The organism is Candidatus Streptomyces philanthi (assembly GCF_059553635.1).
The window spans coordinates 1-13,139 of record NZ_JCANQV010000168.1; the positions used below are offsets into that span (position 1 = coordinate 1).

At 70.6% G+C, this 13,139-nt stretch carries 16 protein-coding genes; 5 read left to right on the forward strand and 11 right to left on the reverse strand.

Annotation, left to right across the window (positions count from 1 at the left end):
- The 8 genes from AC51EU_RS19355 to AC51EU_RS19390 form a co-directional block, all read right to left on the reverse strand.
- On the reverse strand, positions 1-211 hold a 211-nt coding region (locus AC51EU_RS19355), incomplete at its 3' end, for an NAD(P)H-hydrate epimerase (RefSeq protein WP_496268255.1).
- A 119-nt stretch (positions 212-330) separates the two neighbouring features.
- Positions 331-699 carry a holo-ACP synthase gene (locus tag AC51EU_RS19360; protein WP_496268256.1) on the reverse strand — a complete coding sequence of 123 codons (369 nt, stop codon included), beginning with the start codon at positions 697-699 and terminating at the stop codon, positions 331-333.
- Positions 696-2,543 carry a glutamine--fructose-6-phosphate transaminase (isomerizing) gene (gene glmS, locus AC51EU_RS19365; protein WP_496268257.1) on the reverse strand — a complete coding sequence of 616 codons (1,848 nt, stop codon included), beginning with the start codon at positions 2,541-2,543 and terminating at the stop codon, positions 696-698. The genes AC51EU_RS19360 and glmS overlap by 4 nt, the downstream gene beginning before the upstream one ends.
- Positions 2,544-2,621: 78 nt before the next feature.
- Complete coding sequence (locus AC51EU_RS19370; protein WP_496268258.1) at positions 2,622-3,044, reverse strand: DUF4279 domain-containing protein; 423 nt, start codon at positions 3,042-3,044, stop codon at positions 2,622-2,624.
- Between the two features lie 42 nt (positions 3,045-3,086).
- The gene (locus tag AC51EU_RS19375) at positions 3,087-3,476 is read right to left on the reverse strand and encodes a DUF4279 domain-containing protein (RefSeq protein ID WP_496268259.1); all 390 of its coding nucleotides are present in this window, start codon (positions 3,474-3,476) and stop codon (positions 3,087-3,089) included.
- Between the two features lie 59 nt (positions 3,477-3,535).
- The gene (locus AC51EU_RS19380; protein ID WP_496268270.1) at positions 3,536-3,754 is read right to left on the reverse strand and encodes a DUF397 domain-containing protein; all 219 of its coding nucleotides are present in this window, start codon (positions 3,752-3,754) and stop codon (positions 3,536-3,538) included.
- A 12-nt stretch (positions 3,755-3,766) separates the two neighbouring features.
- A complete protein-coding gene (locus AC51EU_RS19385) occupies positions 3,767-3,979 on the reverse strand; it encodes a DUF397 domain-containing protein (protein ID WP_496268260.1) in 213 nt (70 codons plus the stop codon).
- Positions 3,976-4,857: a helix-turn-helix domain-containing protein gene (locus tag AC51EU_RS19390; RefSeq protein ID WP_496268261.1), complete on the reverse strand. Its 882-nt coding sequence runs from the start codon at positions 4,855-4,857 to the stop codon at positions 3,976-3,978. The genes AC51EU_RS19385 and AC51EU_RS19390 overlap by 4 nt, the downstream gene beginning before the upstream one ends.
- A gap of 456 nt (positions 4,858-5,313) precedes the next feature.
- Here AC51EU_RS19390 and AC51EU_RS19395 point away from each other — a divergent pair, with 456 nt between their 5' ends.
- Both AC51EU_RS19395 and AC51EU_RS19400 read left to right on the forward strand, forming a co-directional pair.
- Positions 5,314-5,493, forward strand: a complete 180-nt coding sequence (locus tag AC51EU_RS19395; RefSeq protein WP_496268262.1) for an ATP-binding protein — start codon at positions 5,314-5,316, stop codon at positions 5,491-5,493.
- On the forward strand, positions 5,490-6,707 hold the full coding sequence (locus AC51EU_RS19400) for a methyltransferase domain-containing protein (protein WP_496268263.1): 1,218 nt from the start codon (positions 5,490-5,492) through the stop codon (positions 6,705-6,707). Before AC51EU_RS19395 ends, AC51EU_RS19400 begins: the two co-directional genes overlap by 4 nt.
- A 99-nt stretch (positions 6,708-6,806) precedes the next feature.
- On the opposite strand, the gene AC51EU_RS19405 is transcribed toward AC51EU_RS19400, so the two are convergent.
- Positions 6,807-7,364, reverse strand: a complete 558-nt coding sequence (locus AC51EU_RS19405; protein WP_496268264.1) for a TetR/AcrR family transcriptional regulator — start codon at positions 7,362-7,364, stop codon at positions 6,807-6,809.
- A 172-nt stretch (positions 7,365-7,536) separates the two neighbouring features.
- Here AC51EU_RS19405 and AC51EU_RS19410 point away from each other — a divergent pair, with 172 nt between their 5' ends.
- Positions 7,537-8,550, forward strand: coding sequence for a zinc-binding dehydrogenase (locus tag AC51EU_RS19410; protein ID WP_496268265.1), 1,014 nt, complete (start codon positions 7,537-7,539; stop codon positions 8,548-8,550).
- Positions 8,551-8,720: 170 nt separating this feature from the next.
- Here AC51EU_RS19410 and AC51EU_RS19415 read toward each other — a convergent pair whose 3' ends face one another.
- A complete protein-coding gene (locus AC51EU_RS19415; protein WP_496268266.1) occupies positions 8,721-9,473 on the reverse strand; it encodes a DUF4232 domain-containing protein in 753 nt (250 codons plus the stop codon).
- A gap of 535 nt (positions 9,474-10,008) precedes the next feature.
- A complete protein-coding gene (locus AC51EU_RS19420; protein ID WP_496268267.1) occupies positions 10,009-10,326 on the reverse strand; it encodes a hypothetical protein in 318 nt (105 codons plus the stop codon).
- Between the two features lie 168 nt (positions 10,327-10,494).
- Here AC51EU_RS19420 and coaA point away from each other — a divergent pair, with 168 nt between their 5' ends.
- Positions 10,495-11,493, forward strand: a complete 999-nt coding sequence (coaA, locus tag AC51EU_RS19425; protein WP_496268268.1) for a type I pantothenate kinase — start codon at positions 10,495-10,497, stop codon at positions 11,491-11,493.
- Positions 11,494-11,530: 37 nt separating this feature from the next.
- Positions 11,531-12,496 carry a DUF389 domain-containing protein gene (locus AC51EU_RS19430; protein ID WP_496268269.1) on the forward strand — a complete coding sequence of 322 codons (966 nt, stop codon included), beginning with the start codon at positions 11,531-11,533 and terminating at the stop codon, positions 12,494-12,496.
- Positions 12,497-13,139: the final 643 nt, after the last annotated feature.

Sequence of the window (13,139 nt, forward strand, 5' to 3'; positions counted from 1 at the left end):
CCAGCCGCGCCCCCGCGTAGAGCGCGTCCCCGCCGTTGTCACCGCTGCCGACGAGCAGCACGACCCGGGCCCCGTAGACCCGTCCCAGCAACTCGCCGCAGGCCACGGCGAGTCCGGCCGCCGCCCGCCGCATCAGGGCCCCCTCGGGCAACCGGGCCATCAGCGCACGCTCGGCGGCCCGCACGGTCTCCACGCGATAGGCAGTCCTCATGGGGCCAGTCTCACACCCGGGCGCCGCCACGGACGCGCACCGGCGCGAGCCCCGGCGCGGGGGCGTGTCGCGGGACGGACGGACGACGCTGCACGCCCCGCGACACGCGCCGCCAGGACCTACCCCTCCGCGATCACCACGGCCGAGGCCACCCCGGCGTCATGACTGAGCGACACATGCCAGTGCCGCACACCCAGTTGTTCCGCCCGCGCCGCGACCGTGCCACGGACCCGCAGCCGGGGCTGCCCGCTGTCCTCGACGTACACCTCGGCGTCCGTCCAGTGCAGCCCGGCGGGCGCGCCGAGGGACTTGGCGACGGCCTCCTTCGCGGCGAACCGCGCCGCGAGGGAGGCGATGCCACGGCGGTCCCCGCTCGGCAGCGTCAGTTCCCGTTCGAGGAACAGCCGGTGGGCCAGCTCCGGTGTCCGCCGCAGCGCCGCGTCGAACCGTTCGATCTCGGCGACGTCGATCCCGACCCCGATGATCACTCCACCGTCACCGACTTGGCGAGGTTGCGCGGCTGGTCGACCTCGTTGCCGCGGGCCGTCGCCAGCTCGCAGGCGAAGACCTGGAGCGGCACGGTCGACACCAGCGGCTGGAGCAGCGTCGGCGTCCGCGGGATACGCACCAGGTGGTCGGCGTACGGGACGACCGCCTCGTCGCCCTCCTCCGCGATGACGATGGTGCGGGCGCCCCGGGCCCGGATCTCCTGGATGTTCGACACGATCTTGTCGTGCAGCACGGAGCGCCCGCGCGGCGACGGCACCACGACGACCACCGGTACGTCGTTCTCGATCAGCGCGATCGGCCCGTGCTTGAGTTCGCCGGCCGCGAAGCCCTCCGCGTGCATGTACGCGAGTTCCTTGAGCTTGAGCGCGCCTTCGAGGGCGACCGGGTAGCCGACGTGCCGCCCGAGGAACAGCACGGTGTTCTTGTCGGCCAGCCCGCGCGCCAGTTCCCGCACCGGCTCCATCGTGCCGAGGACCTGCTCGACCTGCGTACCGATGGCCGCCAGCTCCCGCACCACGTCCTGGATCTCGTCGCCCCACTTCGTCCCGCGCACCTGCCCCAGGTACAGCGCGACGAGGTAGCAGGCCACCAGTTGCGTCAGGAACGCCTTGGTGGACGCGACGGCGACCTCGGGCCCGGCGTGCGTGTAGAGCACGGCGTCCGACTCGCGCGGGATCGTCGAGCCGTTGGTGTTGCAGATGGCGAGCACCTTCGCGCCCTGCTCACGGGCGTGCCGCAGCGCCATCAGGGTGTCCATGGTCTCGCCGGACTGGCTGATGGCGATCACCAGCGTCCGCGGGTCCAGGATCGGGTCGCGGTAGCGGAACTCGCTCGCCAGCTCCGTCTCGCACGGAATCCGCGTCCAGTGCTCGATCGCGTACTTGGCGATCATGCCCGCGTGGTACGCCGTGCCGCACGCGACGATGACGACCTTGTCGACCTCGCGCAGCACGGACGGCGGAATCCGCACCTCGTCCAGCGACAGCACCCCGGACTCGTCGATCCGCCCGAGGAGGGTGTCGGCGACCGCCTTCGGCTGCTCGGCGATCTCCTTGAGCATGAAGTAGTCGTAGCCGTCCTTCTCGGCGGCCGAGGCGTCCCAGTCGACGTGGAACTCGCGGACCTCCGCCGGCGCGCCGTCGAAGTCGGTGACGGTCACCCCGTCCCGGCGCACCTCGACGACCTGGTCCTGCCCCAGCTCGATCGCCTCACGGGTGTACGCGATGAACGCGGCGACGTCGGAGGCCAAGAACGCCTCGTCCTCGCCGACACCGACCACCAGCGGCGAGTTGCGGCGGGCGCCGACGACCACGTCCGGCGCGTCCGCGTGCACCGCGACCAGCGTGAACGCGCCCTCAAGCCGGCGGCACACCTGCCGCATCGCCTCGGGCAGCTCCCCGCACGAGGAGAACGCCTCGGCCAGCAGATGCGCGACGACCTCGGTGTCCGTCTCGGACGCCAGCTCGTGCCCCCGGTCGGTCAGCTCGGCGCGCAGCGCGGCGAAGTTCTCGATGATGCCGTTGTGGACGACCGAGACCCGCCCGGCGTTGTCCAAATGCGGGTGGGCGTTGGCGTCGGTGGGCCCGCCGTGCGTGGCCCACCGAGTGTGCCCGATACCCGTCGTCCCGGTCGGCAGCGGCCGCTCCGCCAGCTCCTTCTCCAGATTGGCCAGCTTGCCCGCCTTCTTGGCCGCCGCCAGCTGCCCGTCCGCCAGCACCGCCACCCCGGCCGAGTCGTACCCCCGGTACTCCAGCCGCTTCAACCCGGCCAGCACCACATCCAGGGCGGACTGCCCACCCACATAACCAACGATTCCGCACATGCCGTGCAGCCTACGCCGGGGCGGCCGGGGGGTTGCGCAGGGCGCGGGGAGGGGTGTTCCTCCGGTGCCCCACCTGCCTCAACCGAGCCAGGCGAGCGGGTCTTCCTCCTGAAACGCGGGAGGAACGAGCGTGGTGAAGAAGACAGGAACGGACAGGGCGTCGAGCGCGGCCAGCGCGCGCGGCGACAGCCGGAGCCGCGCGCCCGTACCGACCGTTCCGGAAATCTCGACGTGAACCGCGTGCCCCGCTTCCTGAAGCCAGGAAATCCCGGCCGCGCGAGGGACCAGAACGCCCGTCAGCGCAGCCACCTGCTCCTCGACACTCCGAGAAGAGCGCACACCGCACGAGAGGGACCACCGCGCCCCGCCGCTGCGCACTTCCAGGTCCCGCCGCGCGGCCTCTTCCCCCGCGAGCCCCGGCACGAGGCATGCGGTGACGGACCGGGGAGAGAGGGGTTCTTTGGTCACAACCAAGGAGACTTGGCAGCTTTCCCAGTCCATCACTGACCTTTCATCACGAAGTAACGCATTCCGACGTCGCAATCAGCGGGCATTCACATTCGGCACGATTTCGAGAGGAACCCCCAGGCCGGAGATCCGGTTCCACGTACCGCGCGGGATCACAAGGGTCGCCTCATGCCCGGCAAAGCCGTAGAGCCTGAGACACACGTCGTACCCCTCGGACATGACGTCCCGGATTTCTTCCCCCACCGGCTCCACCATGGAGAGCACGACGTCCAGCTGCTCAAAGAAATCCCGGGTCGTCCGCTCGTCGCACTGAATACGCCATTCGCCCACAGGATCTCGCGGCTCCGCCCCCGGCGCCACGACGAGGGTGGGCTCGATCCCCAGACGCCGAGTGAGCGCTTCCGCATCGAGGCCGGAGGACCTGACGACAAGCGCAACGTCGGTCAGCGCCCACTCCTGGGACACCCGCGCCGGGCTAACAGCTGGATACCGACAGGGGCCGCTTCACCAACGGCTCGAACCGGTCAGTCCCCAGGAACACCACAGAAGCGCCCGCCCTTCACGGCCACCACGAACGCCTCCCAGGCCACCGGGGCGTGGAACTGCGTCCCACCATCCCGGTCCTTACTGTCCCGGACGGCCCGGCCGCCGATGGCGGTACGGGCGACCTCGACACACTCCTGGTTCACCCCCTGCGAGGCCCTGGCCTTGACGAATTCGGTGACGATCTCGCGGCTCCCCATCGAGGTCACCTCTCACCTTCTGGCGGCGAAACAGCCGACTTTCACGGCCCCGATGAACGTGTCCCAAGCCGCCGGGGTGTGGAACTGCGTCCCCGCGCCCCGGTCCTTACTGTCCCGGACGGCCCGGCCGCCGTCGGCGGTGTGGGCGACCTCGACGCAGTCCTGAGCGGCTCCCTGCGATGCTCGGGCCTTCTTGAATTCCGTCACTATCGTGCGGTCCTTCATTCCTCTTCCCTCTCACTCTCCGGGATCTCGCGCAGAGCCTTCCTGATGAAGGAAAGACTCTGTTCCGGGGTAAGCGCAGCGGCGCCCAACGCTTCGAAGATCCGCGCATGGGCAGCCATGTCCTCCAGCTCTTCGAGGACGACCGTGCTGGTAGTGGTGTCGTATGCAACGGCCTCCGGCGCAGGCTCGGGACCAAAGCTGAGCATGACGAAGTGGGAGGAGAGATGAGCAGCCCGCCACTCAGAGAGCGGCAAGACCTGAATCCTGACGTTCTGCCGCTGGGCCACCTCAAGAATATGGAGCAGTTGCTCGCGATGAGCCTTCGCCGAGGGCATGGGCGCCGTGAGCGCGGGCTCCCAAATGATCGCGGCGAACCGGGCGCCCCCTTCCTCGATGAGACGCCTGCGCATTTGCCGCATGGCGACAGCTTCGTCGACCGATTCAGCGGAATGAACAGCGAGGTCCGCGTCCAGTAGAGCTCTGAGGTAATCGTCGGTCTGCAACAGACCGGGGATGAAGAGTGGTTGCCACGTACGGATGTAGGTCGCGTCCGTCTCCAGCGTGATGAAGTCGGCGAAACCTGCATCCTTCGTCGCCCACGTGTAGTTGAGCCACCAGCCACGCTTGTTGGACTCACGGGCGAGTTGTTCCAACTGCACGTACACGTCGCGCTCTTTGATGCCGTACAGCTCAAGCATCAGGCGGACGTCACCCGGTCGAGCCGAAACCTGTCCGCTCTCGATCCGGCTGACCTTGGTCTTGGAACCTGCGATGTAGTCAGCCGCCTGCTGCTGATCAAGCTTCGCCGCCTCGCGATACCGCCTGAGCATCGAGCCCAGCCGACGACTCCGCACCGTAGGGCGTCCGCCTGCGGGCATGTCCCCTCCTCCACCAAGAGTCAGTTTGCACGGCAACCGACGCTACACGCCAGCACGTTGGCCACTCTGCGTAAGTCGCAACTTCTCGTTTCGACCAGTTGCGAGTCCACCGAGTCGCGCCCTACGGTAAGGCACGTCACACGAAGTCGCATACTCGGCACGATGTGTGACCACGGCTCCGCCTGTTCACACCCTTGGGGGACACATGTCCGGGCGTACAAACATCACGAGGTTTCCGGTTTGCGGTACCGCCGTCGCCGACGCTCGGCGGCATGTTGACGCGGTGCTGGTCCACTGGAGACTCGGTGGTCTCGTCGATGACGCGACCCTCATCACCAGCGAACTCGCCACCAACGTCATCGAGCACGCCCAGGGCATCGGCGAGTACTTCGAGTTGGCCCTGCGTCGCCGTGGCAACGTCCTCGTCCTGGAGGTCGCCACTCGTACGAGTGGGCCATGCCCGAACTCCGCAAGCCCGCCCCCGACGAACTCCACGGCCGTGGCCTCGTCATCGTGGACGCCCTCTCCCAGCACTGGGGCGTACGACCGCGCCACCCTGGCAAGACGGTATGGGCGCATCTTCCGGTCAGTTCGGCAAGGCTCAACGGGAGCCGTCTGGAAGGAAAAACCCCGTGACGGACATCCGCGACGACGAGCAGCGCCAGCTTCAGGCTCGCATCTCGCTCACCCGACAGATCGAGCGGGGAAGCACGGTGCTCTCGTCACGGTTGGCGGGTGCGTTTCTCAATGTCCCGCGGCACCCGTTCACGCCCGTTTTCTACCGGCGGGAGGGCGAGCGGTTCCTGCCGTGGAGGGTCACGGACGGGGACGCGGACGCCTGGTTCGACGCCGTGTACACGGACGACTCGCTCATCACCGAGGTGGACGGGGTGCACGCCGAGCAGGCCGGACACGGTGGGGTGACCGGCGCGCCCACGTCGTCCTCGACCGCACCCAGTCTCATGGCGGACATGCTCGACGCGCTCGACGTGGACGAGAACCATGAGGTGTACGAGATCGGGACCGGCAGCGGATACAACGCCGCGCTACTGTGCCACCTGGTCGGGGACAGCCGCGTGACGACCATCGACCGCTCCGGCCGTCTCACGTCGGCGGCCCGGGCCCGGCTCCAGGCCGCCGGGTTCGCGCCGCTCGTCCTTACCGGTGACGGCGCCCACGACTTTCCGGACGGCGCCACGTACGACCGGCTCATCGCGACCGCCTCGGTCCGTCGCATTCCGGCCGCGTGGTTGGAGCGGTGCCGCCCGGGAGGGCTCATGGTCGTCCCGATCAAGGGCGCGCTGGCGGGCGGCATGATCGCGCGGCTCACCAAGCTGCCGGACGGCAGGGCCGTCGGCCGGCTGCTGCACACACCGGCCGCGTTCATGCCGCTCAGGAGCGGGACGGACACGGCACCGGCCGCACCGGGGGTCCCCGACGGCCCGTCCCGGGTCACCGGGGTCTCGGGGCGGGTGCTGGACGACTGGACGTTCTCCTTCTTCGCCGAACTGCATCTGCCGCCGGGCGTCGTCCGCGACTACGGGCGGACGGAGGACGGGCTCCATGTGACGACGCTGTTCCAGCCCGCCGACGGGTCGGCGGCGCGCGTCGAGGAGAGGCCGGACGGGACGGCCGTGGTCTCGTCGTCGGGGCCCCGCGACCTGTGGCGGACCGTCGAGACCGCTCATGAGCTGTGGCGGCGCCTCAACCGTCCGCGTCGTGAGTGGTTCACGGTCGAGGTCACGGCCGACGCGCAGACCCTCGCGCACACGGCGCCGGACGGCACCGTGCACCGCTGGGTCCTCCGGCCGCCTTCCGCGCGGACGCCGACCGCTGCGCGGTCCTGCTGATGGAACCGGAGGGCGACGGCTTCCGCCCCGCCCTTTCCCTGCCCGCGTTGATCTCCGGAACGGCCGGCCGGCGGACGAGCGAGGCGCTGGTGACGGCAGTCAGGCGCCCCCGGGGCCGGCCGAAGGCCGCGGGAGGGCGCCGCCGAGGATGAGGGTGACGAGTCGTGCGGCGAGGTGTTCGTCGAGGGGGGCGCCGCTGATGAGGGCGCGGGTGAACAGGGCGCCGCTGATGGCCTCGATGACGAGGCCGGGGTCCGTGTCCGGGGCGAGTTCGCCGCGTTCGACGCCCCGGCGGACCATGACGGCGCCGCGTTCGAGGCGTTCGGTCCAATAGGGGAGGCGGTGGTCCGGGAGGGTGGTGTCGCGTTCGGCGCTCAGCCGGAGCAGCGCCTCACCCTGCGCCGTCGCGAGCAGCCGTGCCAGCGCGCCGAAGTAGGCGGTGAGGTCGTCGTGGACGCGTCCGGTGTCCGGCACGGGCATCGCCGTGTCGAGCTGTTCGGTGAGTGCCTCCAGGATCAGGTTCTCGCGGGTCCCCCACCGCCGGTAGACGGAGGTCTCGTGGACGCCGGCGGCGCGGGCGACGGCGCCGACGGTGGTTCCGGCGAGCCCGTGTTCCGTCAGGACGTCCACGGTGGCGGCGAGGACGGCGGAGCGCATCCGGGCCCCTCGGCGGCGCAAGGGCGGCGTGTTCCGGTCGGACGAGGGCATGATCCATCGTAACGCAGGACCACTTGCTTTACCCGTGGGGCGGGCGTACGTTCCATTGCAAGGTGACTTGCGTTAAGGGGGCTCGACCCCGGGTTCACCGTCCTGCCAAGGAGGCCATGTCATGGAGCAGATGCTCGCCGCCCGGCTGCACGTCCCCAGCCGCACCCTGCGGATCGAGGAGGTGGCGAAGCCCGCGCCCGGTCCCGGGCAGGTCCTGGTGAAGGTGGAGGCCGCGGGCGTCTGCCTGTCGGACGTCCACCTGATCGACGGCACTCTCACGCCGCTGCTGCTGCGCGGCGACACGGTCACCCTGGGCCACGAGGTGTCCGGCACCATCGCGGAGACCGGTCCTGGTGTCACCCGCTGGACCCCGGGCCAGCGGGTCGTGCTGTACGCCGGTGAACTCCGCGACGGCGTCGTCCACACCCGTGGCGTGGACTACGACGGCGGCTGGGCCGAGTACGCGCTCTCCGCCGAGAACGCCCTCACGGAACTGCCCGCGGCCATCCCCTTCGACCAGGGCGCGATCATCCCGGACGCGGTCTCCACTCCGTGGGGCGCGATCACCGTCACGGGTGCCGTGAAGCCCGCCGAGGCCGTCGGCGTCTGGGGCGCCGGCGGACTCGGTGTCCACGCCGTCCAGCTGCTGCGGGCCATCGGCGCCTGCCCCGTCGTCGCGGTCGACCCGAATCCGACCGCCCGCGAGCGCGCCCTCGCGCAGGGCGCGGACCTGACGCTCGACCCCGCCGACCCGGCGCTGCGCGAGCGGATCGGCGAGGCGACCGGTGGGGCCGGTCTCGCCGCCGCCTTCGACTTCGCCGGCGTGCCGGCCGTCCGCGAGCAAGCGCTGTCGGTGCTCGCGCCCAAGGGCCGGCTGGTGCTCGTCGGCCTGACCGACAAGCCGCTGACCATCACCGACGGCACCCGCTTCAGCTACCTCCAGCAGCAGATCCTCGGCCACTACGGCTCCGAGATGCCGGTCGCGCTGCCGCAGCTGCTGACCCTGCTCCGGGGCGGCCGGCTGGACTTCTCCGGGTCGATCAGCGGTGAACTCCCGCTGACGAAGGCTGCCGAGGCGGTGGAGCGGCTGGAGAACAAGACGGGGGACCCGATTCGGTTGATCCTGCGGCCCTGATCGGGTGCCGTCGGGGCGGGCCGGCACCGTCCTGCGCCCCTGGCGCGCGCCTCGTTTCACCTGGCGGGGCGGCGCGCCGGGGGCATGCCGTACGCCGGTCGGCGGCCGCCGTTGTCGGGGCTCGCGGAGCCGCAGCGGTGCGCGGCCGTGGGCCGGGTGGGCGAGGGGCGTCAGCCGGCCGGAGAGTCGCTGACCTTGGTGACCGGGCTGATGGAGAGCTTCGGGCCGTTGGTGGGGTTGTCGGGGTTGTCGATGGGGAGGGTGCCGGCGGGCCAGGTGAGGGCGGTCGACGTGGTGTCGTTCGGGGGTGTGACCACGATCTTGGTGAGTCGGATGCCGCTGCCGCCGGTGTTGTTGTAGGGGAAAGTGATGTTGAAGGCGGCGGTCTCGCCGGGCTTGAGGGTTCCCGGGTGGATCGGGTCGCCGTTGCGGGACACGGAGAGGGTGTCGCCGTCGGCGGTCTTGAGGTCGACGCCCGCGTAGCCGTTGACGGAGCAGTTGTGGCCGCTCTTGTTCTTGAGGGCGACGGTGACAGTGCCTTCCTTGGTGCCGATCGTGTTGTCCTCGGCGGAGGCGAGCAGGTCGGCGCTGCGGCAGATACCGGCACCCGCCGCCTTGGCGGGGGTCTTCGAGCCGGAGGAGCCGGACGAGGCGGAGGCACCGGAGGAGCCGGTGTTGCCCGTGCTCCCCGTGTTGCCGGTGGAGGCCGTGGAGCCGCCGCCGTTGGAGCCGTTGCCGCCATCGTTGCTGTTGCCGTTGCCGTCGCTGTCGGCGGAACCGCCGTTGCCGGACTGGCCGCCGGACGATGCGGCAGGCGAGGCCGCGTCGGTGCTGAGGTCATCGATGTTGCAGGCGGTGAGGGAGAGGGCGCCGACCATGGTGAGGGTGGCGAGCAGGCTCTTGGTGACGCGATGGGTGCGCATGGGGTCCCCGTGGTGGTGTGGAGGCAAGTGGGACGGGGCGCACGGCCGTGAGTGAGGCGGAAGAAGTCCGCCACGGCCGAGGCCTCAGCCGCCCGGCACACTCGGCCGGACCGCTGCCCGGACCGTCATCGGCGCCGGGGCTCCTCCAGAGAATCCGCTCCCGGGAGCGGGGGCAAGGAATGCCGGAGCATCCGGGACGCCCGAACGTTCCCACCACCTCTGACCTGCGGGAACAGGGTCTGCTTGGAATGGTTCAGTGGGACGGGGCGGGGCGTGGGCGTCCCTCGTGGCGTCGGTCGGCGGCTGTCTTCAGCGCGCGGGGGAGGCGGCGGAACATCCCCGCACCCGCGGGGACCACTTACCGTCGATCGTCTCGTACATGCGGTCGCCGGGACCACCCCCGCACCTGCGGGGACCACGCTCTCCGACCAGCCCCTTTACACACCGCCCCCGTTCCCCTTCACCACCACAGAATCCGACAAACCCCCGCCCCCCCGGATTCCCAACGCCTCCCCCTCCCCTCCCCTCCCTCTCCTCACCTCCCCCTCTCCACCCGCTCCACCGCCTCCCGCACCGCGTCCAGGAACTCCGCCCGCTCCTCCGACGCCGACTCACCGCCATCGCCGTCGTAGTGGCGGACGGCGCGGGCCAGGTCGTCGTCGTGGGACAGCAGGTCGGTGAGGCTTTCGCCGAGGTCCTCGTCCGGGTAGGACTCCGCCAGTTCCGCGTGGGCGCGGGCGGCGAGGCCGGCCGGCAGTGTGGTGTCCGCCGGGTTGCCGGTGGTCGGCCGGTCCCGGTGGTTCTCCTTTGCCCGCCGCCGTGGCGAGCCGAATCCGAACAGGCGTGCGTGCACGCCACCCCCATGTCTCTCGTGCGGGCCGGGAGGGCCCTGATTCCGTTCGCGACCGTACCGGTGCGAGCCGTACATGGCACGGAAAAACCGGACCGGTGACGCATCCCCGTCACCGGTACCGCGCCACGGCGCCACCCCGTGGTGAGCCGTCGCCCGCCACTCCGCACAATGGGGCGCGTGCCCCTGACAAGCGAACCGCCGCCGAACCGCCGCGCCGAGCGTTCCCCGTACGTCGATCTGACCCGTACGGAGTGGAGCGCGCTGCGGGAGAAGACGCCGTTGCCGTTGACCGCGGAGGAGGTCGAACGGTTGCGCGGGCTGGGCGATGTGATCGATCTGGACGAGGTCCGGGACGTCTATCTGCCGCTCTCCCGGCTGCTCAACCTCTACGTCGGCGCCACCAGCAATCTGCGCGGCGCGCTGAACACGTTCCTCGGCGACGCGGGCGGCGACAAGGGCGCGCAGCCCGGCACGCCGTTCGTCATAGGAGTGGCAGGCAGTGTCGCGGTCGGCAAGTCGACCACCGCCCGGCTGCTCCAGGCGCTGCTGGCGCGCTGGCCGGAGCATCCGCGCGTCGAGCTGGTGACCACGGACGGGTTCCTGTTCCCCAACGACGAGCTGCACCGGCGCGGACTGATGTCCCGCAAGGGCTTTCCGGAGTCTTACGACCGGCGTGCGCTGACCCGTTTCGTCGCCGACGTGAAGTCCGGCAAGGCGGAGGCCACCGCGCCGGTCTACTCCCATCTGATCTACGACATCGTGCCCGGCGAGCGGCTGACGGTGCACCGTCCCGACATCCTGATCGTCGAGGGCCTGAACGTGCTCCAGCCGGCGCTGCCCGGCAAGGACGGCCGCACCCGGCTGGGGCTCGCCGACTTCTTCGACTTTTCGGTGTACATCGACGCGCGCATCGAGGACATCGAACGGTGGTACCTCGACCGCTTTCGCAAGCTGCGCGAAACCGTCTTCCAGAACCCGTCCTCGTACTTCAGCAAGTACACCCAGGTCTCCGAGGAGGAGGCGCTGGACTACGCGCGGATGAAGTGGCGGACCGTCAACAAGCCCAATTTGCAGCAGAATGTCGCTCCGACGCGCGGCCGGGCCACCCTCGTGCTGCGCAAGGGCCCGGACCACAAGGTGCAACGGCTTTCGCTGCGCAAGCTCTGAGCCCACGCCCGGCCCGCCCCAGCCTCCCGGAGAGCCCGTGCTGCATCTGCGAATGTTCGTCCCGACGGACCGTACGCAGGAGGTCCTGCGGCTGCTCGAAGGGTCCGTCGGCACCGCCCATCTGGCCGTACTGACCGGTGCCGCCCGCGACCCGCAGGGCGATGTGGTGCTGTGCGACGTGGCGCGGGAGGCCGCCGATGTGCTGCTCGGCGAGCTGCGGGCGCTGGGTCTGGACGAGTGCGGGGCGATCAGCGTCGAGCCCGTCGAGCTGTCGCTGTCGCGGCGGGGGGACGAGGCCGAGCGGGAGGCGCCGGGCGAAGGGGCCGACGCCGTGGTGTGGGAGTCGCTGACCGAGGCGACGCACGAGGAGTCCACGCTCTCCCTCACCTACCTGGCGTTCCTGGCCCTGGCGACGATGATCGCGGCGTGCGGTGTGGTGCTGGACAACGCGATCCTGATCGTCGGCGCCATGGCCGTCGGCCCGGAGTTCGGCCCGCTGGCCGGGATCTGCACCGCGCTGGTGCGGCGCACGCCCCGGGCGCTGTGGCGGTCGCTGACGGCGCTGGTCGTCGGGTTCGTGGTGGCGATGGCGCTGACGATCGGGTTCAGCCTGGCCATGGACGCGGCGGGGCTGTTCCACGCGGCCGCGCTGGACGCGCCGCGGCCGAACACCCGCTTCATCTACCAGCCGGACTGGTTCTCCTTCGTCGTCGCCGTCCTCGCGGGGATCGCCGGGACGCTCTCGCTGACGTCGGCGAAGTCCGGCGCCCTGATCGGCGTCGCCATCTCGGTGACCACCGTCCCGGCCGCCGCCAACGCCGCGGTCGCCTTCAGCTACGCCCGCTACGCGCAGGCACGCGGCTCCACGGAGCAACTGCTGCTCAACCTCGCGGGCATCGTGATCGCGGGCACCCTCACCCTCCTCACCCAGAAGCTGATGTGGGCGGGACAGGAGCGACGGGAGCGGCAGCGGGCGGACAGGGCGGAGCAGGCGACGGGGTGACGGGATGACGGCGGGGCGGACAGCGGAGGGCCTTCGGGCGGACGATCTCGTATACGAACGGGTGCCCCGGCCCGGCCCGTACGCCACCGGACCGGCGCGACCTCGGACGCGAGCGAACCCCACGCGCGTCACCCCGGACCACACGCCCCTCCCCTCTGCCCCCACAGCCACCAGGCACGCCTGAGCCCCAGCCCCCACTCATCAGCGATCCGATCGAGCATCACCTCGGCGGAAGCCGGCCGTCCCCTCGTACAGCAGGCCGCTGATTCTCCCCCGCACGTGTCTTGTCACTTGCGGGGGCCGGTTTTACCGTCAGGTAACACAGCCTGAACACCAACGTTTTCGCACTGCGTCCATGACGAGGCGGTCTCCATGATGCGTTCAGCCCTCCTGCTCTCCGGTGACGTCGCGCCATCGGGGCCGCGCTCAGGCGCCCCGGTGGCCGGCGTGCGCTGACCTGCCGAAGACCCCTCGCGTCGCTCGGTTCACCCGCCGCACCACCGCCCGCACCCGTATCCAGCGCGCCGAGCCCGGTCGTTCGCCCCCGCGCACCTCATGGGCGCGTCCGCATGCCCTGGCACGCATCCGCCTCGTTGGCAGTTCCCGGTCCCTTCCGGCGTACCCGCATCCGGCCTGCCCCCTG